Source organism: Adlercreutzia sp. ZJ304, from assembly GCF_011039075.1.
Taxonomy (GTDB): domain Bacteria; phylum Actinomycetota; class Coriobacteriia; order Coriobacteriales; family Eggerthellaceae; genus Adlercreutzia_A.
This window is the reverse complement of record NZ_JAAKEG010000011.1, coordinates 1-25,201: the sequence shown is the minus strand read 5'-3', so window position 1 is coordinate 25,201 and position 25,201 is coordinate 1. Positions and strand designations below refer to the sequence as shown.

General features: G+C 46.1%; 21 protein-coding genes. 18 read left to right on the top strand and 3 right to left on the bottom strand.

Going from position 1 to position 25,201, the window contains the following annotated elements:
- Positions 1 to 40: 40 nt before the first annotated feature.
- From aroC to G7Y46_RS06960, 5 genes are read left to right on the top strand one after another with little or no spacing between them, the layout of a single operon-like run.
- Entirely contained in the window at positions 41 to 1,210 is a 1,170-nt protein-coding gene (gene aroC / locus G7Y46_RS06980) for a chorismate synthase (protein ID WP_165253559.1), read from the top strand.
- 41 nt (positions 1,211 to 1,251) lie between these two features.
- Positions 1,252 to 1,818: a shikimate kinase gene (locus tag G7Y46_RS06975; RefSeq protein WP_165253557.1), complete on the top strand. Its 567-nt coding sequence runs from the start codon at positions 1,252 to 1,254 to the stop codon at positions 1,816 to 1,818.
- Positions 1,784 to 2,935 (top strand): 3-dehydroquinate synthase, encoded by a 1,152-nt coding sequence (gene aroB, locus G7Y46_RS06970; protein ID WP_241157088.1) that lies wholly within the window; start codon positions 1,784 to 1,786, stop codon positions 2,933 to 2,935. Before G7Y46_RS06975 ends, aroB begins: the two co-directional genes overlap by 35 nt.
- Positions 2,936 to 2,943: 8 nt before the next feature.
- Positions 2,944 to 3,375, top strand: a complete 432-nt coding sequence (gene aroQ / locus G7Y46_RS06965) for a type II 3-dehydroquinate dehydratase (protein WP_165253555.1) — start codon at positions 2,944 to 2,946, stop codon at positions 3,373 to 3,375.
- Positions 3,372 to 4,472: a Xaa-Pro peptidase family protein gene (locus G7Y46_RS06960; RefSeq protein ID WP_241157087.1), complete on the top strand. Its 1,101-nt coding sequence runs from the start codon at positions 3,372 to 3,374 to the stop codon at positions 4,470 to 4,472. Before aroQ ends, G7Y46_RS06960 begins: the two co-directional genes overlap by 4 nt.
- A 44-nt stretch (positions 4,473 to 4,516) precedes the next feature.
- On the opposite strand, the gene G7Y46_RS06955 is transcribed toward G7Y46_RS06960, so the two are convergent.
- Positions 4,517 to 5,401 carry a methionyl aminopeptidase gene (locus G7Y46_RS06955; RefSeq protein WP_165062780.1) on the bottom strand — a complete coding sequence of 295 codons (885 nt, stop codon included), beginning with the start codon at positions 5,399 to 5,401 and terminating at the stop codon, positions 4,517 to 4,519.
- A gap of 206 nt (positions 5,402 to 5,607) precedes the next feature.
- Between G7Y46_RS06955 and G7Y46_RS06950 the strand changes: the two genes are divergently transcribed.
- Together G7Y46_RS06950 and G7Y46_RS06945 are read left to right on the top strand one after the other, a co-directional pair.
- Positions 5,608 to 6,180: a hypothetical protein gene (locus G7Y46_RS06950; RefSeq protein WP_165062779.1), complete on the top strand. Its 573-nt coding sequence runs from the start codon at positions 5,608 to 5,610 to the stop codon at positions 6,178 to 6,180.
- A gap of 29 nt (positions 6,181 to 6,209) precedes the next feature.
- Positions 6,210 to 7,934 (top strand): hypothetical protein, encoded by a 1,725-nt coding sequence (locus G7Y46_RS06945; protein ID WP_165253551.1) that lies wholly within the window; start codon positions 6,210 to 6,212, stop codon positions 7,932 to 7,934.
- Between the two features lie 807 nt (positions 7,935 to 8,741).
- Here G7Y46_RS06945 and G7Y46_RS06940 read toward each other — a convergent pair.
- A complete protein-coding gene (locus G7Y46_RS06940; protein WP_165062777.1) occupies positions 8,742 to 8,975 on the bottom strand; it encodes a hypothetical protein in 234 nt (77 codons plus the stop codon).
- Between the two features lie 167 nt (positions 8,976 to 9,142).
- Between G7Y46_RS06940 and ligA the strand changes: the two genes are divergently transcribed.
- The 9 genes from ligA (at position 9,143) to G7Y46_RS06895 (ending at position 20,597) form a co-directional block, all read left to right on the top strand.
- On the top strand, positions 9,143 to 11,275 hold the full coding sequence (ligA, locus tag G7Y46_RS06935; protein ID WP_165253549.1) for an NAD-dependent DNA ligase LigA: 2,133 nt from the start codon (positions 9,143 to 9,145) through the stop codon (positions 11,273 to 11,275).
- Between the two features lie 71 nt (positions 11,276 to 11,346).
- Entirely contained in the window at positions 11,347 to 13,005 is a 1,659-nt protein-coding gene (locus G7Y46_RS06930; protein WP_165253547.1) for an LCP family protein, read from the top strand.
- Positions 13,006 to 13,218: 213 nt separating this feature from the next.
- Positions 13,219 to 14,115, top strand: a complete 897-nt coding sequence (locus G7Y46_RS06925) for an extracellular solute-binding protein (RefSeq protein WP_165253545.1) — start codon at positions 13,219 to 13,221, stop codon at positions 14,113 to 14,115.
- 23 nt (positions 14,116 to 14,138) lie between these two features.
- Complete coding sequence (modB, locus tag G7Y46_RS06920; protein ID WP_165253543.1) at positions 14,139 to 15,521, top strand: molybdate ABC transporter permease subunit; 1,383 nt, start codon at positions 14,139 to 14,141, stop codon at positions 15,519 to 15,521.
- Positions 15,518 to 16,630, top strand: a complete 1,113-nt coding sequence (locus tag G7Y46_RS06915; protein WP_165253531.1) for an ATP-binding cassette domain-containing protein — start codon at positions 15,518 to 15,520, stop codon at positions 16,628 to 16,630. Before modB ends, G7Y46_RS06915 begins: the two co-directional genes overlap by 4 nt.
- A 23-nt stretch (positions 16,631 to 16,653) precedes the next feature.
- A complete protein-coding gene (gene moaA, locus G7Y46_RS06910) occupies positions 16,654 to 17,658 on the top strand; it encodes a GTP 3',8-cyclase MoaA (protein WP_165253529.1) in 1,005 nt (334 codons plus the stop codon).
- A gap of 1 nt (position 17,659) precedes the next feature.
- Positions 17,660 to 18,160, top strand: a complete 501-nt coding sequence (gene moaC / locus G7Y46_RS06905; RefSeq protein WP_165062770.1) for a cyclic pyranopterin monophosphate synthase MoaC — start codon at positions 17,660 to 17,662, stop codon at positions 18,158 to 18,160.
- 15 nt (positions 18,161 to 18,175) lie between these two features.
- Positions 18,176 to 19,723 (top strand): pyruvate kinase, encoded by a 1,548-nt coding sequence (pyk, locus tag G7Y46_RS06900; RefSeq protein WP_165253527.1) that lies wholly within the window; start codon positions 18,176 to 18,178, stop codon positions 19,721 to 19,723.
- A 73-nt stretch (positions 19,724 to 19,796) separates the two neighbouring features.
- Positions 19,797 to 20,597, top strand: coding sequence for a YebC/PmpR family DNA-binding transcriptional regulator (locus G7Y46_RS06895; RefSeq protein WP_165062768.1), 801 nt, complete (start codon positions 19,797 to 19,799; stop codon positions 20,595 to 20,597).
- Between the two features lie 168 nt (positions 20,598 to 20,765).
- Here the strand turns inward: G7Y46_RS06895 and G7Y46_RS06890 are convergent, their stop codons facing one another.
- Positions 20,766 to 22,046 (bottom strand): aminotransferase class I/II-fold pyridoxal phosphate-dependent enzyme, encoded by a 1,281-nt coding sequence (locus tag G7Y46_RS06890; RefSeq protein WP_165253525.1) that lies wholly within the window; start codon positions 22,044 to 22,046, stop codon positions 20,766 to 20,768.
- 108 nt (positions 22,047 to 22,154) lie between these two features.
- On the opposite strand from G7Y46_RS06890, the gene G7Y46_RS06885 reads away from it, so the two are divergent.
- Positions 22,155 to 23,786 carry a sodium/proline symporter gene (locus G7Y46_RS06885; protein WP_165253523.1) on the top strand — a complete coding sequence of 544 codons (1,632 nt, stop codon included), beginning with the start codon at positions 22,155 to 22,157 and terminating at the stop codon, positions 23,784 to 23,786.
- A gap of 153 nt (positions 23,787 to 23,939) precedes the next feature.
- Positions 23,940 to 25,022 (top strand): C40 family peptidase, encoded by a 1,083-nt coding sequence (locus G7Y46_RS06880; protein WP_165062765.1) that lies wholly within the window; start codon positions 23,940 to 23,942, stop codon positions 25,020 to 25,022.
- Positions 25,023 to 25,201 lie beyond the last annotated feature (179 nt).

Here is a 25,201-nt window from a genome sequence, read left to right as displayed (position 1 = left end):
ACTATTTATATCTTCTAACGGTTTTCGAAAGCGGGCATAAATGCATTACGTTACAGCTGGGGAAAGCCATGGACCGGAACTTACCGCCATTGTTAGCGGCGTGCCGGCGGGCATACCCATAGATATAAAGAATATCAATTATGATTTGCGCCGCCGCCAATCTGGCTATGGTAGAGGTGCTCGTCAGCAGATTGAACAAGATAAAGCTATAGTAACCGCTGGTGTGCGTTTCGGCTGTACTACTGGGGCACCCATCAGCATTACTGTACAGAATCGCGACTGGGATAATTGGAGTGCGCGCATGGCTCATTTTGGATCTGCGCCAGCCGATTTAAAGCGCGAAGTTACTCCCAGACCGGGTCATGCCGATTTAGTAGGTGTTCTTCGTACCAATTCTGACGATTGCAGAGATATTCTTGAGCGCTCTAGTGCTAGGGAAACTGCTGCGCGTGTGGCTGCTGCTGGTATAGCACGCGAATTTTTGGCTGAACTGGGGGTTGAGGTTTACAGCTACGTGGTTTCTATTGGAGATGCGCATCTGCCTGAATCTGTAGAAAAGTCGCTTGACTTATCGCAAATGCAAATGGAAATAGAATTATCTGCTACACGTTGCCCCGATCCGGCTACGACAGAAGCCATGAAATCTACCATAGATGCTGCTAAATCCGCAGGCGAGAGCTTGGGTGGAGTCTTTCGCGTTGTGGCTACAGGCTTAATTCCGGGGCTTGGAACTTATGCGTCTGCATCCGAGCGGCTTACATCGAAGTTGGGCGCGGCTATATTTTCTATTCCTGCAATAAAAGGGGTGGAATTTGGTCTTGGCTTTCGCGCTGCTGAATTGCCCGGGTCGAAAGTGCACGACGGCATATTGCTTGACGGGAGCGATTTTACACGCACAAGCAATAATGCAGGTGGGTTGGAAGGCGGCATGACCACCGGGCAACCTTTGGTAATCTCGGCAGCTATGAAACCTATACCTACACTAATGAATCCGCTTCAGACTGTGAACTTGGATACTCTTGAAGTTGATATGGCATCGCGCGAGAGAAGCGATGTGTGCGCTGTGCCCGCTGCTGCTGTAGTTGCAGAGGCAGAAACAGCATTTGTTTTGGCTGATGCATATATGCAGGCATTTGGAAGTACGTGCATGGCGGACATAAAGTCTAATATAGCCAGCTACAAGAGTCGTTTGAAGACAATGGGGCGCTAATTGTCTCGCGAATTTTGCAGACAGGTCATATTGGAGTTGTTATGAAGCGTTTCAATCTTTCAAAATACGTGTTTCTGATAGGTTTTATGGGCGCGGGCAAGACCACTATATCTAGGCGTTTGTCGCGTTTGTGCGGCTTAACATCTATCGATTTAGATTCGTATATAGAGCGCATGGCTGGGATGTCAATTAGTGAAATATTTGCGGACTCTGGTGAGCGAGTATTTCGCGAAACAGAAACGCAGGCGTTGCGCGATATTGTGTCGCAAGACGAACCGATGATTGTTTCGTGCGGCGGCGGAGTAGTTACAACACCTATAAATATCGAAATAATGAAGCAAGCAGGCGTTGTTGTCCATTTGTTGGTAGATGTTGATGAAGCAGCATCTCGTATAACCGATAAGTCTAGCCGTCCGCTATTTCAAGATTTAGATGCGGCTCGAACAAGATTTGCTCAGCGCCTTCCAATCTATGAAGCTGCAAGCGATTTTACGGTGGACACGTTTGATAAGAATACTAATGCAATAACGCACGATTTGCGTCGCTGCCTGCAACATGCAGGTGTGCTTGTCGATGCGTCCGAATCAAGTAATTGCCGAAATAGTTAAGGATGAAAACATGCCAGCAACACGCATAGAGGTAAACATTGCGGACGAAAAGCCCTACGATGTGCGCATAGGGTCGCAAGTTCTAGACAATCTGGGAGATTGGTGCTGCAGAATTCCATCAATAACTCAAGCTCCGCAAGCGCTTGTTATAACCGATTCGAATGTAGAGCCTCTATATCTGGCGCGCGCGAAAGACTCGCTTGTGCGGGCAGGATACAAAACAAGCGATGTAGTTATAGGCGCAGGAGAAGCATCGAAGTGTATAGATGTAGCTTCCGAGATATGGGAAGCCATGGCTGGTCTTGGTCTTACGCGCGATTGCTTTGTGGTTGCGCTAGGAGGCGGAGTTGTGGGCGATTTGGCGGGGTTTGTTGCTTCCACCTTCATGCGCGGTATTAAAGTTGTTCAAGTGCCTACTACTTTGCTTTCAATGGTCGATTCGTCTGTTGGGGGCAAAACAGGAATAAACCTTAGTGCAGGCAAGAATTTAGTGGGTACTTTTTGCCAGCCGTCATACGTATGTGCAAGCACAGATACTCTGCATACTCTTCCAGAGCGCGAATGGCGTTGCGGTTGTGCCGAGGTAGCAAAATCTGCCGCTATATGTTCAGACGATTTCTTTTTCTGGCTATTGGACCAAGCTGGTGCTATGGCAGCGCGTGATGAAGCGGTTGTGACAGAGGCTATTGCGCGTTGCGTTGTGTTTAAGGCCGATATTGTTGCGCAGGATAAAACTGAAAGCAAAGGCGTTCGCGAATGTTTGAACTACGGACACACATTAGCGCACGCAATAGAGAAAATGTCGGGTTACGGGGTTTATTCTCATGGTGCTGCTGTGGCAGAAGGTATGCGATTTGCTATGCAAATGGCAAGCGAGATGCTTGGCACAAGTAAAGAATTCGCCGATACACAGGCACAACTTTTAGATGAATTGGGTCTTGTGCGCCTTGGATGGAAGGCAAATCCTGAAGAAGTGCTAAATGTGATGAAACGCGACAAGAAAGCGCGTGGGGGTCAGGTAAGGTTCGTGCTGCCGCTTGATGTAGGCAAGTGGAAGCTGATGGATGTTGACGATGCTGCAATAATTGATGCTTTAGATAAGTGGATGCGCGAATAGGGGCAAAAATGAAAAAATTGTTGCTATTGAACGGGCCAAACTTAAATATGCTTGGGGTTCGTGAGCCAGAAATATATGGAACCGATACGCTCAAATCGATAGAGAATGAGTTTTGTGAATATGCTAAATCGCGCGGTGCGGTGGCAGAGTGTTTTCAATCTAATCATGAAGGGGCACTAATAGATAAGATGCATTCTGCTTACGGAAAATTCGATGGCATAGTTTATAACCCGGGAGCGCATACTCACTATTCATATGCTTTACGCGATGCTGTTGCCAGCATAGATGTGCCGGTGGTTGAAGTGCATATATCCGACATCAACTCTAGGGAAGATTTTCGAAAAGTTTCAGTTATCGAACCTGAATGTATAGCTCAGATAAGTGGTCGCGGTCGTCAGGGCTATTTGGACGCAATAGATATTCTTCTGGAGGACAAGTGAAAAAGCGCATAAAAAAGCTTCAAAAAATTTGCCGCAAACAGCATCTGGATGCCTTTTATGTTCGCGACACATCTAACATAGCTTGGTTAACGGGCTTTCAGGGGGTATTTGACGACGAGCGTGCTCATGCCGCATTTATTTCCACTTCGGACAAAAAGGCGCATCTGCATACCGATACTCGGTATTTGCTTGCTGCGAAAAAACAGCAAGCAAAAAGCGGTTTCAAGATAGATGCCAAGCGTATAAGTTTTTCAGAATGGGCAAATCGCCGTTGGAAGAAAGCTGGTGCAATAAAAAACAGTCACCTTGGTATTGAAGATTCTATAAGTTTAGAAGAATACAGAAAGATAGAGCGCACCATAGGTCATAAGTATTTGCGAGAAACGCACGATGTAATACTTGAATTACGTTCCGTAAAAGATAATAGCGAATTGGCATATATGCGCGAAGCGCAATCTATAACAGATGAAGCCTTTCAGCTGATTGTTGATCAGATGGCACCGGGCATGACAGAGATAGAAGTTGCGCGGCTTCTCGACGATATTATGTTTAAACTTGGAGCCGATGCTCTTGCATTTCCAACTATAGTTGCATGTGGTGAAAATGGTGCAAGTCCGCATGCGCAACCCGGCAATACAAAGCTGGAAGCTGGTATGTGTGTTGTTATGGATTTCGGAGCCAAAAAGCACGGTTACTGTTCCGATATGACGCGGACTGTATTTCTGGGGCAGCCCAGCGGAAAAATGTTGCGTGCGTGGGAGGTGCTACGCAGCGCCAATGAGCAAGTTGAATCTATGCTAAAAGCGGGTGTTACGGGCAAACAAGCCCATGAACTAGCTGAAGATATACTTGCCGCCGGCGGCTTTAAGGGATGCATGGGTCATGCGCTAGGGCACGGTGTCGGGCTCGACATTCACGAGTTGCCAGTTTTAAGTATAAGAAACAACCGTCCGCTTTGCTCGGGCAATGTAGTAACGGTTGAACCCGGCATTTATATACCGGGCGAATTCGGCATGCGCTTAGAAGATATGGGCGTTATAGGCACAGACGGTTTTGATGTGCTTACAGCCACGCCGCACGAAATGGTAGTTTTGTAGCCTTCGCTTCATTTATGCAGTTTTACGGATGAAGTTTAGTTGTGCTACCAACTTAATAATTCGTATCCGTCTTCAGTTATAACTATCTGCACTTCCCATTGCGCGGTTGGCTTGCCATCTGCTGTGCGCACTGTCCAGCCGTTCGGGTCAGACATATCTATTTTATGTTTGCCCATATTTATCATTGGCTCTATTGTAAACATTAATCCCGGAACCAATATAGGACCAGTATTTGGGCGTGTAACAAAACTAACAAATGGTTCTTCGTGAAATTCTAATCCAATACCATGTCCGCCGAATTCGCGCACAACACTATACCCGTGGTCTTTGGCAAACCGGTTGATTGCCGCGCCAATATCGCCTAAGTGCCCCCATGGTTTCACAGCTGCAAGACCTACATCTACAGCCTCTTTGGTAACGCGCACAAGCTCGGCTTTTTCGGGAGACACGTCCCCTATCATAAACATGCGTGAAGAGTCGCTGAAATATCCGTCCTTTATGGTAGAGCAGTCCACATTAACTATGCTGCCTTCTTGTAAAATTTCATCTTCGCTGGGTATGCCGTGACAAACAACTTCATCAACGCTTGTGCAAACGCTTTTTGGGAAGCCTTCGTAATCTAGCGGGGCGGGTATTGCGCCATGTTCAAATGTGTAATCGTGCACCCATTTATCTATTTGTTCAGTAGTAATTCCCGGCTCTATTTTCTCGCTAATATAGTCTAGTACGCCCACGTTTACCTCTGCCGAGCGCTTTACCCCTTCTATGTCGGTTGGCATTTTGAGAAGCTTTCTAGGTGGTACTTCTTCACCCGCATTTGCTAGAGCTTGTAGTTTTTCATCAAAATCGGCATGGCATTTCTTGTATTTTTTACCACTTCCACACCAGCACTCGTCGTTGCGACCTATATTGGGCATTCCGTCGTACATATCTCTCCAAATTCGCTAGATTTTCATTGCTATTATTCTACACCGCATTGTTGTGCAGGTTAAATTTTGAGATTACATGTGGTTGCCCATGTGGTTGCCGGCTCCTAAAAGCCATTTGCCGAATTGTGAAATTTGCGTATATTCTCTGCAATTTGATATCATATGAATGTTCTCAAAATGCACTTTAAACGATTAAGGAGAATACGATGCTGTATCAAGGCGATGCGCATCATTACCGCTCTATTATCAAGAAGAAGCAGCGGGCGCAGCGCATGCGTGGTTTGTTTTTAATAGCACTTTCTGTCGCGCTTATGTTCTATGCTATTCCTTGTTTTGCTGCTAGCGTGTTCGATTATGACGATCAGCTATTTTCTGGTACTGTTTTTTCTGACGCTATCAGCGATCATGCTAATACAACCGAATCTGCCACTACCGAGTTAGCCGTTTCTGGCGAGAGCGCCAATTTGGCTGCCAACAGTAATTTGATGAGTGAAACTGTGGGACCAGCTATGTTGGCTAACGACACAGCAGTTGATTCCGCTAAAAAGCGCGCAGAGGCTATGAAGGTGGTTACATCCACGCAAAGCACTATGGTAACGGCAAAAGCTGCTCCACAGCAGACAGTTGAAAAACCAACGATAAATGTCTTTCCAGCAATTGTGGCATTTGTGTTGTCAATGGTTTGTGCTATTCTCGGTATACGCATGATTACACACAGCAGACAAATGCTAGGAAGGCGTATAACAGCTGAGTACTGCAGCGCTTTACGTGCTTGCTAGGCTGCTAAGCGTTTGGGTAGGGGAAAAGAATGAGTGACGCTACGAACGACTCTATATCTATTGACGATCTATTTGAGGCGCTAGGTGCCTCCTCTACGCCAAATAAAAGTAAGGAAAGTTCTTCGAAAAAATCCAAAGGGTCTAAGGGTGGTGCATCTAAAAAGTCTAAGGCATCGCCTGCCGATTCTGCTTCAATAACTACGCCGTTAAAGACATCTGCGGAATCAAAGCAATCTTCCGATCAAGCAGCTGCCGACATTGCAGCAGATGCTGATGTTATGGACGTTATGGCTGCGTTAGGAATTGTTCCATCAAGTACGGTGCGCGCGTCTGCTGCCAAGAGCCAAGAACACGCTAAACGCAATTCAGAGCGCGAAGAGCAAATCAGAGAGCAGCAGATTCGCTCTCAGCAATGGCGGCGCGAATTAGAAGAACAACAGAAACGTCGTCGCATGCAAGCCGAGGCGCAAAAGCAGGCTGAAAATTCAGATGCAGAAGAAGGCATCTCGCAGCCAAAAACTGCGCAGGTGGTGCGCGGCTTTGCTGAAGATCAGACACGCATTGCCGAGCCATCATTTTTGAATAAGCGTGAAACTGCGGATACGGTTCCGTATTCCGCTGCTCCGATGGGTCAGGCATCTGCGGCATCCGAGCGTATGTCCGAGCAAATTCCAGCTACTTCGAAAGCTTCGATCGAGCAGTTGCCCGCAAAAGATACTAAGGTTGTTGCGGATAGTTCCGCACCTTCGCCTGAATCTGCTACGCCGGTTTCTCGAAGCGATACTCAGCCTACTGCTGAAATACAGGTGCCTAGTACCGCGCCAGCGCAGGCAGCTATAGAACCTTCCGAGCAAGCTACTATTCCGATTTCTGATAGTCAACATAGCGAGGGCGCTGCATCTACCGCTGCGTCTACTGGTGTTATACAGCCAATTTCTGAATCTGAAGCTATATCGGCTACCGAGATGCCCAAAACGCCTGCCGTAGAAAGCACGCGCAATCTAAACCGAGTAACGGGCACCATAAAGCCGCTAGATGTTGCGCCTGAGCAAGCGCCAACACAAACGCCATCTACTGATAATGTTGCACCTTCGCCCGTTCAACCGCTGCCTGAAACTCCGCAATCTACAAATGCTCAACTTGAAAGAAGTATAGTATCGTCCGACCCGCGTCCTTCAGCTCAGCCTAAGAAGATTACTGTTGCGCCTGAAAAGGAAAAGCATGGCGTTAATAAGGGCAATGTCGTGGGCGTCCTTCTTTTAGTAGTTGCTTTAATATGCGCTATTCTTACAGTTATGCTTCTTACGGGCACTATAGATGCGGCTACTTTCTCGAATATGGCTTCAAATGCCGACAAGTCGCAAGAAGAAGTCAGTTCTGCTGCTGCGGCATCTAGTAGCAGCGCGGAAAGTGAAACTACTGAAAGCTATGCTGTTTATCAATATGCGGTTCGCGGAGCCGATGGGAGCACGCATCGAGCTACAGAGACAGCTACATTTAATGCAGAGGGTCGGTTGCAAAAAAGCGATATTGTTATAGATGCTACCGATGAAACGCAGGCGCAAGGTCTTCTCGATCAGCTTAAGGCTGATTTTGCGGATTCAGTAGTAGATTCCGGCATTCGAAATGGGGAAGTATATCTGTCCATAAATATAAAAAGAGACGATTTAGATGTAGATGCCTATACTGAACTACTTTCATCAAATATGGCAGAATTTCGAGTAGTAGAAACTGGGGCTAGCGCTAAGGCTTAATACGTCAGGCTAAGGCTCACTCAATGCGTTTTGCTAAAGTTAAGGCATGGAGGCAGAAAGGTGTGTAAGGCTCAGTCGATTGCATATGGATAGGGCGCGCTGTGATGGAACTCTGATCAAACCAGACCGTGTGTTGTATTCGTCACTTTTTAGGTGAAAAATGGTCAAAACTTCCAACTTTCCACAGTCTATAATGCCAAATTGCGCCAATTACTAATCAAAATTGAATTGAAGAACCCTGTTTGCCCAGTGTTCTCCACAATTCAAGTTAGCTATGTGGCGCTATGACCATGGAAAGCCGGAAGTTTTGACCATTTTTCTAACTTTTTTGAACTAGTATGCGGATGAGTTGAATCGTAATCTAGCGTCAGCTTTGAGAGAGCTTACCCAAAAGCCATTCAACAAACACTTTAAGACATCTTGCAGAGGTATCGTTTCTCCTAACACTAGAGCCTCCGCATAAGCTACATCTCCACCTCTGCCTTCCGGCTTTAGTGAATTTGTTCTTTGACATTTTGCTGCCGCAAATGCTGCATTTTGAGATAGACACCGCTCACCCCTGTCCATAACTGACTTTTTCTTGGAAAAAGTCAGTTATGGACAGACATATCAAGTGAGAATTAGGCGCACTTTTGCCTATATGAAAGTCGAGTGGCATCGACTTCAGAGGCATCTATTTGGTATCTGAACAGGGAAAACAGCATGAATTCTTACACACTTTTCTGCCTATATGCCAAAGTTAATAATATAGCTATGAATAAAAAAAGACCCGCTTTTCAGCGGGTCTTTTAGCCATCGTTGATAAACCTAGATGGATGCTCCGCCAGAGGCAGCCAATTTCTCAACAGTGCTTACAAATGTGTTGTAAAGATCGGGTGAAATAAGAACGGTAGAAACCTGACCATCAGTGATCATAACTTTTACCTTTTGATCCTTCACAACATCAATCAACTGCGACTCAGACATGCTGCTGATATCGTCTTTGGTGATCATCCAGTCGTTCAGGCTCTGCAAGCGCGGCAGATTCAAGCCCTCATTCATGAAAAAGCTCCTTTTCAACTTAATTAAACCTTAACCGGCTTGTTAGCTAGCCAGCAACTCCTATGATTATATACATTTATTTGCGTAAGAAAAGACTTGGTCGGCAAAAAAGAATAACTGTTAACATGGAAAACACTTATCTACCGTAGAAGGAGAGTCCTTAGAATATGCAAGAACAAGGCCAGCTTTTTCGCGAAGATGAAATAGCGCTATCTGCAAAAGAACGCATAGAGGCGCTTAGGCGAGAAATTGAGCATCATTCTTATCAGTATTACGCTCTTGATGCACCAGAGATATCTGATGCTGCGTTCGATTCACTTATGCGTCAACTCAAAGAACTAGAGCAGCAACACCCCGAACTTGTAGACCCTACAAGTCCAACTCAGCGTATAGGTGGCTATGTTGGTGAACAATTTATGCCTGTTACGCACGAGAAGCGCATGTATTCGCTAGATAATGCGATGGACTTAGATGAGCTTGACGGGTGGATTTCAAATGTTCAAGAAGAATTAGGTCATTTCCCCGAACTGTGCTTGGAATTGAAAATAGATGGTTCCTCTATTGCTTTGACATATGATGCAGGTGCGCTTATACGCGCGGCTACTCGTGGTGATGGAACGGTTGGCGAGGATGTTACTGCAAACATGCGCACGGTAGCGGATGTGCCGTTGCGCTTGCGCGAAGAAAGCTTGCAAGGTATTTCTTCGCCGGAGAATTCTATAGAATTGCGCGGTGAAGTATATATGCCTAAGAAAAGTTTTGATGCGCTAAATGCTGCAGCAGATCGCGAGGGCAAGCAGCAATTTGCAAATCCCAGAAACGCTGCGGCTGGTTCGCTTCGACAAAAAGATCCGCACGTAACGGCTAGCAGAAATCTTTCTACTTATATGTATGCAGTAGCTGATGAAAGCTCGCTGAATGCCAGTGGACAGTGGGAGCTATTACAGTGGTTAAAAAGTGCCGGTTTCCATGTAAATCCTGATGTGGCGTTGGTGAAATCTCTTAAAGAGATGCATAAATTTTGCGAGGAATCGCTTGAAAAGCGCGAGACTCTTCCATATGAAATAGACGGCGTTGTGGTTAAGGTGAATTCCTTTGCGCAGCAGGCGGAATTGGGTTTTACATCTAGGGCACCAAAGTGGGCTATCGCTTTCAAGTTTCCGCCAGAGGAAAAAACTACCATTTTGCGGGATATCACTGTACAAGTTGGGCGCACAGGGGCGCTAACTCCCGTGGCTGAATTGGATCCGGTTGTTGTGGCGGGAAGTACGGTGTCTCGGGCTACGCTACATAATGCCGATGAAGTGCATCGCAAAGATGTGAGAATAGGCGATACTGTAATAGTGCGCAAGGCAGGCGACGTTATTCCCGAAGTTCTAGGACCAGTGCTTTCGCTTCGCCCTGAAGGTGCAAGTGTTTGGCAGCCTCCAAAAACATGTCCAAGTTGCGGAAGTCCAGTTGTTACTGAGCGCGATGAAGTGGCTCTGCGCTGCGTATCCATAGACTGTCCGGCTCAGGCTTTAGAGCGTTTGCACCATTGGGCTAGTCGTCAAGCTATGGATATAGATGGGGCTGGCACTGAAATAATCAAGCGTTTGGTTGAAATAGGTCGCTTAAATGACGTGGCTGACTATTATTCACTTAGTGAAGATGAGCTGGCTTTGGTAGAAACTAGCCGTGCCAATTCAGAAGGTTTTCATATACGGCTAGGGCATACGGTGGCTGCAAAGTTGGTGGCTGCCATAGAGGCGTCAAAGTCGCGCTCTTTCGGGCGAGTGGTTAATGGTCTAGGGATTAGACACGTGGGAAAAAATACAGCGGAACTTTTGGTTCAGGAATTTCCTTCTATAGAAGCAATTATGAATGCGTCCATTGAACAGCTAAGCCGCGTGAGTGGTATAGGCGATAAAGTTGCAGAAAGCATATATACGTTCATGCATACCCCAGACAATGTTTCTGTCATAGAACGCTTGCGTGCCTCAGGTGTTACGATGGCTCTTGATAGGCAAGAATTTGCTGAAGATGTAGAGCAGACACTGGTGGGATTAACCTTTGTTCTTACGGGTAGCTTGTCTAGTTCGGGTATGACACGCGAAGAGGCGGGTGATAAGTTGCGTGCTATGGGCGCAAAAGTATCTAATAGCGTGTCGAAAAAAACTAGCTATGTAATAGCGGGCGATTCGGCTGGTTCTAAATACGATAAAGCCATTAAGCTTGGAATTCCTGTGCTTGATGAATCGCAGTTTTTGAAGTTGCTTGATACCGGAGAACTGCCGGAAGCTAATTCGCAGAACCGATAGTAGCGGTTAATCAATGTGTTCTTTTTGCTATAAAATGGCACAATTGCGAAATACATGGCAAAATATACGTTATGGCTTATAGGAAAGGCAATCCGCGGCACCAGCACGGTTCCGCCACCGAGTACGGTCACGATAAAGCTGCATCAAATACGGGTGCGGCTAGTTCGTCTGTGAGTCAATTCGCGCCATTTTCCCTTAGTAAAGACATATTGAACGAACCTCCTGTAAGTTCGAGCACTTCTAGTAGATCGTCTGGTTCTAGTAATCCGCGACACAGAACTAGACCATCTGCTGCAAATCATAAGAGAGCTACAGCACGCAGCGCTTCTTTGGGGGAAAACTCTGAGCGAGATACACGCACAACAGCTGATCGTTTTAGCCAATCTATCAGGCACGACTCCGAAGCGTTAGCCGCTGTAAGGAAAAAACGTAAGCGCAAAAAAATCCTTATAGGTGTGCTAAGTGCAGTTTTAATATTAATCTTGGGCACAGGTGCTGCTGCGTTTGCCTATATTTCGAATATCAATAGGAATTTGCAGGACGGTGTTGATGACGATCTTTTGGCAATGCTTTCTACTGTAGATAAGCCAGAAGATCCGTTTTACGCATTGCTTTTGGGTATAGACGGATCGATTGAGCGCGAAAAAGACATGGGCACCAATTTCCGAAGTGATTCTATGATGCTTGCGCGTATAGATCCGAAAAAAGCGCAGATAACACTTGTTTCTATTCCGCGCGACTTAAAGATTGACAATTTGGACGGTCATGGTCCGCAAAAGATTAATGCGGCTCATGCTTTTGGCGGTCCGGCGCTTTCTGTAAAAACTGTGTCTGAACTAGCTGGGGTACCTATTGCACATTATGCCGAAATCAACTTCGACGGCTTCAAAGAGGCTGTAGATGTTTTGGGTGGCGTTGAAGTTGATGTGCCTATAGAAATTGACGATCCGCAGGCTGGCGGTCATTTAGATGCTGGCGTGCAAACACTTAATGGCGATCAAGCGCTTATACTGTGTCGCAGCAGGCATTCCTACGATAATTATGGTTCGGGCGACGATTATAGAGCGGCAAACCAGCGTATGGTGCTGTCGGCGATTGCGCAAAAGCTGCTGGCATCAGATCCTGTAACTATGGCAAATACAATTTCAGCTATGTCGGAATATGTACTAACAGATATGGACGTAGCATCTATTATTGCCGTGGCACAAAGTATGTCTGGTATGACAGCGGATAGTATTTATTCAGCTAAAGCACCTGCCACATCTGAATATGTCAACAATGTATGGTGGGATATTTTGGATGAAGACGCATGGGAAGAAATGATGGCGCGTGTAGATGCTGGTCTTCCTCCGGTTGAAGAAGAGGTTATCGACCCACTTACCGGTACAATTTTATCTACTGCGGGAGGAAGCGCATATGCTGATTCGCTAAATTCGGTGCATGCAGCTAATCGCTCTGAAGAGATTGGTCTTAGAAACGGCAACGGTATAGATGGTACATGTACCAAGGCGCAAGAAATTTTAGAGAAGATGGGTTATCGAAAGATTAATTCTCGCAATGCCGATTCGTTTGATTACGAAAAAACTGTGATCGTTTACAAAGGCACTTCTGACAAGCAAGATGCCGAACTTATAGCGCAGCAACTAGGGGTGGATGCCCCAATACCCGACAACGACGTTTACTTATTTGATGAAGATATTCTTGTGGTTCTAGGAAAAGACTTTTCTTAGTTAAATAAGTTTAATCCCTTTCTGGATTTGTGTTACGTAACAAGTAGCGATTCAATATATCTCAAATATGAATATATTTGTGTTGACAATAATACGTTTGAAAGCTAACATCACTTATATCTAAATTTGAGAATAATATTCTCGTATTTAGATATAAGTAGATAAGGCTATACAAAGTGTCGGCAATCAGATCGAACACAATCTGGAGGGGAAATGAAGGGTAAATTTACAAAAATTGTAGCGGCAGCAGCATCGTGTGCATTGGTGGCTGCTGTAGGTTTAAGTGGATGTGCTGGTGGCGCTAGCTCTAGTTCTAGCAGCGCAAGCAGCAGTGCTGCGTCTAAGAGTTCTGTAGAGCTGCAAGTATTTGCTGCAAATTCACTTGAAAAGGCTATGAATGAAGTCCAATCGCTGTATACAGAGCAGACAGGTGTACAGTTTGCTGACACTCAGTATGAGGCTTCTGGCACGCTGAATGAAATGCTTGCCGGTGGCGCATATGCCGATGCTCTAATTACCGCTTCTAAAGCTACTATGGATACAGCAGAAAGCTCTGGCTATATTGATCCTGCAAGTCGTTTTAACATGTTTACGAACGACCTTGTTATTGTGGCTGGCTTGAATTCCGATATAGAGACAGCAACTTTGGAAGATATTGCTTCAGGCAACTATACACTTGCTGTAGGAGATGCAAATGTTCCTGCGGGCAATTATGCTAAGCAGTCGCTAACTACCACTAATCCACAGTGCTGGATATCTGCTGATGGCACAGTAGGTGCCGATTGCTCCGGCAAAGAAGGCACATTTGATGGCACACCCTTAGAGGGTAAAGTAACAGAGGGTTCTTCTGTGGGTAATGTTTGCCAATATGCTAACTCGGGCGATGTTGACTTAGCTATGGTTTATAGCTCCGATGTATTCCGCTTTGGTAATGTGAAAAATGTGGGTGTAGCTCCTGCAGATAGTCACAAGAATATTGTTTATCCTGCCGCTGTGTGCGCTAATTCTGAATACGCTGACGAAACGAAGGCATTTTTGGATTGGGCTTTCACAAGTGAGGACGCTATAAAAATCTGGCAAGAGTGGGGCTTTGAAATAGCCGCAAAATAGCTATAAAGTAGAATAATCGTATCATGGTAAGAAAATTTATAGTAGCGCTGCTTATGGCAGCGCTACTGTCGTGTGATATAGCTTTTGCTGACGAAACCACAACTGATGCTGTTTCTGTTTCCGCCGATAAAGATGCAGCGTATATAAATGGTTCGTCATTCGCCATTGGCGATTTTTCGCGCGCTCAGAAAGGCGCTGTGCGAGAAGCGCCCGGCATTGGTGAGGTGTATAGCTACTATCAGGGCTCTAGCGACGATATGGTTATAGTTGTGGCTATGGAAGACGCTGTGTTGGCTTATGTTCCCGAATCTGTGCACGCACTATGCGATATTGAAGACAAAACTTCTACAGAACAGTTGAAGCAATACTTCTGCGCTTTGGATGCTTCTGCTGTAAATGGTGGTGTAGTTTTAAGTCCTAATTCTGATTGGCAATTTACTAGCGAAAATGATCTCGAATTTAATGGGCTTAGAATCTTGTTCGGTGTGGAAATTGGCGAAGGCAAGCGTTATGTTTGTATAGCCAATCCAGAAAGCGCGCAACTTCCAACCCATGTAGATTTTGGTCGCGTAAAAACGCCTAGTGCTGTAAATATTGTGCCAGAGGCCACTGGCTTTGAAGCGTTTACGCAATTCCTTGCCGGAATAGATATGTCGCCTTTGTGGGTTACGCTGCGCACCACCGGTGTGGCTATCGTTTTCATATTTGTATTGGGGCTTGCAGCGGCGTACTTTACCATGCGCATACCGAAACGTGCTCAAGATATTTTTGACACCATTTTCACTATACCAATGGTTTTGCCGCCTACGGTATGCGGTTTCATTTTGCTATGGTGCTTGGGGCGCAATACCGCACTTGGTCAATGGTTTATAGACATAGGTTTCCCACTAATATTTAGCTGGCCGGCTACGGTTATAGCTGCCACTGTGGTAGCTTTTCCTCTAATGTATAGAAGCAGTCGCGGTGCGTTTGAAAATTTGGATGCCAATATGCTAGACGCTGCGCGTACATTGGGCTGGTCAAATTTACGCATATTTTTCCGCTTAATGATTCCGCTATCTTGGAGTTCTATTGCTGCTGCTACGGTGCTTGCATTTGCTCGCGCTTTGGGTGAATTTGGCGCTACGCTGTTCTTGGCGGGAAATTACGTTGGTATAACGCGAACTATTCCAATTGCCATCTACTTTGAGTGGATGGGAGGAAATGTGGAAGTGGCTTGGTTCTGGACCGCTGTAATATTAGTATTCAGTTTCCTTGTAATACTTATTATTAACTTATTGGGACACCGCACTACTCGTTATCGTAGGCGCAGTTCTAGCGACGATTCTTCGAAGAGCAGCAGCGCATTAACTGATAAGTCGCACATATCGCATAACGATATCGCACAGGAGAGTGGCAGTAAATGAGTCTTGAAGTGCGTATAAAAAAGCAATTCCGCGATTTTACGTTGGATGTAGATTTTCAGGCTGGAAACGAAACGCTTGGTTTTTTGGGGGCTAGTGGCTGCGGAAAATCGCTTACAATGCGCTGCATTGCTGGTATCGAAGCGCCAGATGAAGGGCGCATAGTTGTAAACGATAAGGTGTTTTTTGATTCGCAACACCATATTAACTTGAAGCCGCAAGAACGCAAGACTGCACTACTATTTCAAAATTACATGCTGTTCCCTAATTTAACGGTTGAGCAGAATGTGGCAGCTGGCATTGGAAAAGAGACACCGAAAGACGAAAGCGCGCGTATTGTAGCGCGCGAACTTTCACGGTTTGGACTTTCGGGTTTTGAGAAGCGCTATCCCGCGCAGCTCTCAGGTGGTCAGCAGCAGCGTGTAGCGCTAGCGCGCATGTTGGCGGCAAAGCCCGGCATTTTGATGCTAGACGAGCCATTCAGTGCGCTAGATGCGCACCTGAAAGGCGTGTTAGAGCAAAATCTCGTAGATTTATTCAATGCCTATGAGGGCACTATTTTGTACGTTAGTCACGACATAGATGAAGCTATACGATTTTGCGATCGTATAGCTGTTGTTGAGGCGGGTCGAATTCAAGAGCTAGATACGTCTGACGATTTGGTTAACAATCCTAAGTCGGAAGCGGCATTGAAGCTTTCGGGATGTAAAAACGCTCCGCGGGCAGAGTATTGCAGCGACTATAGTGTTTGGGTTCCCAAATGGGGTATTACGGTAGAAACGCAACGAATAGTTCCGCGCGATGTTAAATATATCGGCATTCGCGCGTTTTATGTAGAGAGCGCAGACGGTCCGGGTGAAAATAATTACCGTGTTCGAGTAGACCGCATTAGCGATTCGCGTTTCGATCGTTCAGTATTGCTGGGATTTATCGATCGAGACGAGCGGGCGCAGCAAGTAGTTATGCGCCAAGATGATGAGATGCGATATTTGCATCAGCATCTATTTTGGCGCGTAAATAAATTGGCGTTAGACGGTGGTAATCTTCCAGAAATCGGAGATGAACTATGGATTCACTTACCTAAGGATAAGATATACTTGGTTGCAAGATAATTCATAGTTATTAGGGATTTGATTTGAAAGATAGTCACGGACGCGTAATAGATTATTTACGTATTTCGCTTACTGATAGGTGCAATTTTCGTTGCATTTATTGCATGCCGGAAGATGGCGTATGTCAACTTAGTCACGAAGATATACTTTCATTAGAAGAAATTGAGCGTCTTATACGTGTGGCTGCATCGCTGGGTATAAAAAGCGTGCGTCTAACTGGGGGCGAGCCTTTGGTAAGAAAGGGCGTAACTAGCCTTGTTGAAGCTGTCACCAACATTCATGGTATTCAGAATGTGTCGATGACTACAAATGGTGTACTGCTGCCCCAGATGGCTGACGATTTGAAACGTGCTGGTTTAAGCCGTGTGAACATATCGCTTGATACTTTAGATGCTGAAAAATTTCATCTTGTTACACGTGTTGGGAAGTTAGAAGATACACTTGCCGGCATAGATGCAGCTTTAGAAGTTGGCTTCAACCCCGTAAAAGTGAATGCTGTTACCGTGCGCAGCTTAGATCAAGATTTTCTAGAGTTTGCAAAACTTTCAGTGGATAGACCTTTACATGTGCGCTTTATCGAGTTTATGCCAATTGGTGATAGCGATAGCACGGGTATTAATGGCGTGGGTTGGGGAAAGCAAGATGTTATTCCCAGTGATGAACTTTTACAAATAATTAATGAACGTGCAGCTAGGGCAGGTATGCCTGCGCTTAAACCTGCGGATGACAAACCGGTGGGTTGGGGACCTGCGAAGTATTATGAGTTCCCGGGAGCAAAAGGAACAGTTGGTTTTATATCCCCGCTGTCGAGACACTTTTGCGCAGAATGCAACAGGTTGCGCATAACTGCTGACGGAAAAGTTCGACCTTGTCTTTTTAGCGACAATGAATTTGATATACGCGAAGCGCTGCGCAACGGTAGCGACGATGATGTGCGCGATGTATTGTTGATGGCACTAGGCGCAAAGCCAGATGAACATCATGACAAGGTTGGTACTGAGCGCAGTATGTCTGCAATAGGGGGGTAGAATGACCGATCAACTTACGCATATAGATGAAAAAGGCGATGTGCGAATGGTGGATGTTTCCGCTAAGCCCGATACAGAAAGGGTGGCTGTGGCGGAAGGGTTCATTTCTATGCATCAGGAGACGCTCGATTTAATAACTACTGGGCAAGCCGCGAAGGGCGATGTTTTGGCATGCGCGCGTGTGGGCGGTGTTATGGCAGCCAAACGAACTAGCGATTTGATTCCAATGTGCCATCCTTTAAACATTACAAAAGCAAAGGTGGAATGCGAACCGGTGTGCGCTGGGCAACGAGAAGATGGACGTGTAGGTATTCACGTTACAACTACTTGTGGGGTTACTGGTAAAACTGGCATAGAAATGGAAGCGTTAACTGCGGCAAGTATCGCTTGTCTTACAATTTATGATATGTGTAAGGCGGTAGACCGAGGTATGGAGATAATGGACGTGCGCCTTCTTCGCAAAGATGGCGGCAAAACCGGACTTTGGACACGCGAATCTTAAAGATGGCGAGGCGCTATGGAAAAGCGCACGAAAATAATTTGCACATTAGGTCCTGCTGTAGACAACGATAAATTGTTGGTGGGGCTTATAAAGGGCGGTATGGATATCGCTCGATTGAATTTGAGCCACGGAACGCATGAAGAACATCAGCGACGAATAGACAGTCTTAAGCAGATTAGAGAGGAACTTGGCAAACCCATAGCTATTCTTCTAGATACTAAAGGTCCTGAGATACGCACGGGTTTGCTTGTTGAAAATTCGCCTGTTGAGCTGGTTGAAGGGTCGGAAGTCGTACTTACGAATAACGATGTTCTAGGCGATGCCAACATGGTTTATCAGTCGTATCCTGATTTGTTTAAGTATGTAAGTCGCGGTACGAAGATTTTGCTAGACGATGGCAAAATTAACCTACGGGTATCTGATGTGCGCCAGCGCGATATAGTATGTACCGTTATGAACACAGGTATATTGGCGCAGCGCAAAAGCCTTAATGTTCCGGATGTAAGTTTGCCGATGCCATCCATTACCGATCAAGATAAGCGCGATATTCTTTTTGGTATAGAAAACAAAATAGATTTTGTAGCGCTATCTTTTGTGCGCGATGCCGAAGCTGTACGCGAGGCAAAAACGTTTATTCGCCAGAATACCGACATGCACATCGGAGTTATTGCAAAGATTGAAAACCGCGATGCTGTGAATAATATTCACGAAATTATAGAAGTTGCCGATGGCGTAATGGTTGCTAGGGGCGATTTAGGTGTAGAGGTTCCCGCGCAAGAGGTGCCCCATTTGCAAAAGAGCATAATTCATGCTTGTAATTGCGCCCATAAACCGGTTATTACTGCTACGCAAATGTTGGAAAGCATGACGAATATGCCGCGTCCGACGCGTGCGGAAGCGGCTGATGTAGCCAATGCAATATACGATGGTTCAGATTGTGTAATGCTATCTGGCGAGACGGCGGCAGGAAACTATCCGCTAGAAGCTGTGCGCACCATGGCTGAAATAGCGTGTACCAGCGAAGAGCATTATGTCGAGAATATGCACATTGCTAAGTGCGCCTTTGACGGGCAAAAAAGCGTATCGCATGCTGTAGGTACAGCAGCCGTACAAACGGCGCTTGATATAGGTGCTCGTTGTTTAGTGTGTCCAACTATGACGGGTAGGTCAGCTAGACTTATGTCGAGTTTACGCCCCGTCATACCTATATATGCTGTGGCTGTTGACATGCGTGTTGTGCGAAGCATGCAGATTTATTGGGGAGTACATCCGCTTCTTGGTGATGTTCAAGGCGGTATGAGCCATGTTATTGATACCGCGCGCGATATAGTTGTGGAACACGGATTCTTGCAAGCAGGCGATATAGCAGTTTTTACTGTAGGAGATAGATTTACAAGTCCTGTGAAGCGTACTGCCGATGGTCGCCCCGAACGGTTTGCACCTGCTAATGTGATGCATGTTGTGCAGATTCATGAGCGAGATGTGGAAGAGGCTTTAGGAAATCGTACATCAGATGTACTTATGTCTCGTTCGTTTTTCGAAACCGATAGCCCGTCCAATTAAATACAAGCGAGCATATGCCACCTGCGTGTGCTAATATCTTCACCGCTAAAGATTTAAAACGGAAGGTAGATGTATGTCAGGGCATTCTAAATGGGCAACAACCAAGCATCGTAAAGCTGCGCAGGACGCCAAGCGCTCAGCGCTGTTTTCTAAACTGTCGCGTAACATAACTGTGGCGGCTAAGGAAGGCGGCGATCCTAATCCCGATAACAATGCGTCTCTGGCTGCGGCTATCGAGAAAGCGAAAGGCTATTCGCTTCCGAAGGATAAGATAAAGACTGCAATAGATAAGGCATTTGGTTCCGGCAAAGATGCTGCGAATTACGAGACGGTTGTGTATGAGGGTTACGGTCCTGCTGGTATTGCGGTGTACTGCGAAGCCCTTACCGACAATCGCAATCGTACAGCTGCCGATGTGCGCAGTACATTTAGCCACGCAGGTGGTAGCTTGGGCACCTCGGGCAGCGTTGCGTTCCAGTTCGAGCGTAAAGGTCAGATCGTTGTGCCAAAAGAGGTTGAGACTGGCGATAAGAAAAACCCGATTGGACCTAATGGCGCTGCAGCTGATGAGGAAGAATTCATGCTTGCTGTAGCCGAAGCGGGTGGCGACGATTACGAAGATGCCGAAGATGAATGGATTGTATACACCGGTCCATCCGATTTGATGGCTGTGAAAAAAGCTTTGGAAGAGGCGGGTGTTGAAACTAAGGGTGCCGAGCTTACCATGATAGCTACCAACCCTACAGAGGTAAGCCTATCCGATGCGAAGAAGGTAATGCGTCTTATAGACAAGCTAGAAGAGCTTGAAGATTTGCAAAACGTTTACCACACAGCAGATATAACCGATGAAATAGCTGACCAGCTAGACGAGTAGGTCGTATATCTAATGTGCAAAATCGGGAAGACTACGTTCAGAAGCTTCGCAGCCTTCACTCCGTCTCCCCGATTTTGCTGATGTAGCATGCATCAGTTGCGAAACCGGGAAAGCTACGTTCAGAAGCTTCGCAGCCTTCACTCTGCTTTCCCGGTTTCACTGTTGGATTTACATTAAGGTTTCTAAGGCGGCAATTTTTGCGCAGCACACAAATATGTCTAGCGCTTGACTTAAATCGTCTAGCGAAGGCATTGTGGGCGCTATGCGAATGTTTTTGTCTTGAGGGTCGCTGCCGTGCGGCCATGTTGCTCCCGCACCTGTAAGTACAACTCCTGCTTCGCGAGCCAATTCTACTGTGCGTTTTGCTGTTCCGGGAAGTCCGTCAAACGATACGAAATAGCCACCGCGCGGCTGTGTCCAGCTGGCTACTCCGCTGCCGCTAAGACCTGCTTCTAACTTTTGTTGTACCAAATCGAACTTTGGACTCAATATTGCGGCATGTTTTTGCATGTGTTCTAGAAGTGCATCTTTGTTTGGGAAAAATCGCACATGCCTAAGCTGATTCAATTTATCGTGCCCTATCATTTGCGCACCGCATAGACGTTTGGTTTCGGCTATGTTTTCTGCTGATGCAGCCATAGCTGCCACGCCTGCGCCCGGAAATGTTATCTTAGATGTACTGGCGAATTTGAAGTAACGGTTTGGGTTGTTCGCTTCGCAACACGCTGCTCCTATGTCCAGCAAAACATCATTTTGCTGCGCGTCTTCACTTAGTGCGTGTATACAGTAGGCGTTATCCCAGAATATGCGGAAATCTTCTGCGGCGCATTTCATAGAAGATAACCTGCGTACAGTTTCATCTGAATATACAGCGCCTGTAGGGTTGGCGTATTTTGGCACACACCAAATTCCTTTAATGTATGCGTCTGTTGCAACCAGTTTTTCAACTTCATCCATATCGGGACCATCTTCAAGCATCGCTACAGGCAACATTTCTATGCCGAACTGCTCTAAAATTGAGAAATGCCTATCGTATCCCGGTGTTGGACATATGAACTTGACGCATGGTAACTGTGCCCACGGCAGGCTTCCTAAACATCCAAAATCGAGACAGCGTGCAATCGTGTCGTACATAACCGTAAGGCTGGAATTGCCGAATACAAAAACATTTTCCGGCTTATCATCTAACATATAAGCCATTAGACGCTTTGCTTCCGGGATTCCATCTATTACGCCGTAATTGCGGCAGTCTAGTCCATTTTCGTCTATGCAATCGTCTGCGGTTTGCAACAAATTCAACATTGGAAGGGACAAATCCAGCTGCTCTGCGCATGGCTTTCCGCGTGACATATCCAATTTAAGTCCCGCTGCGGCATATTTTTCAAAACTGCTTTTCAGGTGCGCCAATTCGTCTGTAATTTGATTTCGGCTCATTTCTCGAATGTCCATCGAATGCTTCCCTTCGTTCAGTCGCCGGCAGGTGCGGTAAAAATTTGGTTACACTTTACTGCGATAAAGTATAATCGCTAAACATTCATCTTACATGGGGGATAAAAAATGACACAAGGAGATTTTTGGGTTCTTTTCGCGATGTTGCTCTATTTCATCGTGGTTCTCACTATAGGTTTTATATACGCAAAGCGCTCAAATTCATCTACGTCTGAGTATTTCATAGGCGGTCGCAAAGTGGGACCGTGGCTAACGGCGCTTTCTGCGGAGGCTTCCGACATGTCGGGCTATCTGCTTATGGGTTTGCCGGGTTTGGCATATTTTACCGGTGCATCCGATGCTGGCTGGACAGCTGTTGGCTTAGCTATTGGCACTTATCTAAATTGGAAATTGGTCGCGCGTCGTCTTCGCCGCTATTCCGTTGTGGCTGGCAATGCTATAACGTTACCGGGCTTTTATAGTAATCGTTTCCACGACGAAAAGAACATAGTGTCTACTATAGCGGCGCTTATTATCCTTGTGTTTTTCTGTGTTTATGTGGGCAGCTGCTTTGTTACGTGCGGAAAGCTATTTAATACGCTATTTGGGTTGGATTATCTGCCCATGATGTGCCTTGGTGCCATAATCGTATTTCTCTATACGCTGGTTGGAGGCTATCTCTCGGTTGTGGCGACCGATTTTGTTCAGGGCTGCCTAATGTTTTTTGCTTTGTTAGTTGTGCTAATTGGCTCTGTTACTATGGCGGGTGGAGTAGAGAATGTAGTAGCGTTTTTGCAAAGCATTCCCGGTTTTCTGTCTGGTGTGGAAATAGCGGTGCCTGTTACAGATGCTAATGGGCTTCAGGTAGTGAATAACGATTCGCCTGTATTCGGCATGCCTGCCGAATACGGTTTGCTTTCCATCATATCTATGATGGCATGGGGACTTGGCTATTTTGGTATGCCGCAGGTGCTTGTGCGTTTTCTGGGTATTCGCTCAGCTGACGAAATAAAGCGCAGTCGTGTTATAGCGGTTACATGGGTTGTGGTGTCGCTTTTCTGTGCTATATGCATCGGTCTTGTGGGGCGCGCAGCGCTACCTACAATGTTTGCAACAAATTCTGCGGCTGAAAACGTGTTTATTGTTTTATCTCAGATAATGCTTCCGTCGTTTATGTGCGGCATTGTTGTGTCGGGCATTTTGGCTGCCAGCATGTCTAGCAGCTCGTCCTATCTGCTTATCGCTGGCTCCAGTGTTGCGGAAAATATTTTCCGCGGGGTTATAAAGAAAGACGCTACCGATGCGCAGGTAATGATAGTAGCTCGCATAACGCTTATTGTTGTGTTCCTCATCGGAATCCTAATTGCATCCGATGAAAATTCTGTCATTTTCTTTGTTGTTAGCTATGCTTGGGCTGGTCTTGGCGCATCGTTTGGTCCGCTAACTTTATGTGCGCTATATTGGCGTCGTCTTACCATGCAAGGTGCAATTGCTGGAATGATAGGTGGTACTGCTACGGTTCTTATCTGGCATAACCTTTTGTCGCCGCTTGGTGGTATTTTTGGGATATATGAATTGCTGCCGGCATTCTTAGTTTCGCTTCTATGTATTTACATAGTTAGCAAACTTTCACCAGAGCCGCCCGCGGAAGTTTTGTATGAATTTGATCATTATATGGACGACGATCCGGAATTAGAGAAGCGTGCTGCAGAGGAATCTATAGCTGTAGAAAAGGCTACCGTGCAGGCAATTCAGGACTAATTTATCGAATAGACGGCGTTTGTGTGTTTGTAAATTAATTGGCACTAAAATGTGGAGAAAAAGATACTTAACCGTTAATCTCGTTTATAGTGATATTATATTGCGAATGTTTGCCGAATATACTACATGCTCAATCAAGGAGGACTCTAACTTATGAGTGAGCATTCTATCGCACTAAGCAGACGAACTTTCATAGGTGCCGCTGCCATAGCGGGTGCATCTTGTTTTATTGCAACTAATCCTTTAGATGCGTTTGCAGTAACGTCAGCTGAGAAAAAAGCAGAAGCCGCTGCTGCGCTTGACAGCTTAAATGCCATGCAGGACAAGCTGGATGCCGCATCTGACACGTACTACACTGCGCTTGAGGCTCAGCAGGAAGCTGAGGCACGTGTTGAAGAGGCGCAAAAACGTATCGATGAAGCTACAGCCCAAATAGCCGAGTTGCAAGAGCAGCTTGGCGTTCGTGCTCGCAGTATGTACCGCAGCGGTTCGTCTACATTTATCGATCTTCTATTGGGTGCTACTACATTCCAAGCATTTACCACTAATTGGGGCGTTCTTAATAGCATGAATGAGAACGATGCCGAAATGGTGCAGCAGACCAAAGACTTGAAGGCTCAGGTCGAGGAAGAAAAAGTTATTTTGGTGCAGCAAGAAGAAGCTGCGAAGAAAGCTTCTGAAGAGGCGGCTGCCACAAAGGCTGAGGCTGAAACGGTGGTTGCACAACATCAAGCACTCTACGATTCGCTAAATGCGGAAGTACAAGAGTTAATACGTCAAGAAGAAGCTGCGCGTGAAGCAGCTGCAGCAAGAGCGGCTGCTGCAGCGGCACAACAACAGCAAGTCACTGGTCATTATGGCGGAAATAGCAACAATGGCAGCAATGTGAATAATAATGCTACACAGGCTGCATCTGTTAGTGGTGCTGTAGGGCGTGCATATAGCAAGTTAGGGTGCCCATATGTATGGGGCGCTGGTGGACCAGATTCTTTTGATTGTTCTGGTTTTGTGAGTTATTGTCTTACTGGGAATTATAATCGTGAATTGGGTACTACTGGCACTATGGCGAAGTATCCGCAGGTTTCAAATCCGCAGCCCGGCGATATTTGTTGGAAGAGCGGTCATGTTGGTTTATACATTGGCGGTGGTCAAATGATTCACGCTCCGCAACGTGGAGATGTGGTGAAGGTTGCTTCAGTACAAAAAGGAATGATCTTCCGTCGCTATACCGGATAGTGCTAGATATCAAGTTAATATTTTGACCCGCATGTTTATTATGCGGGTCTTTTAATATGAGTAGAACATTCATATGACCAGTTTTCTTGTCAAGGACAAATAATCGCCTAGCCTGTCTGGCCGGACAGGCTAGGCGATAACCCATCGTTGCTTGCCTCCAATTTCAGACGTGTTTACCA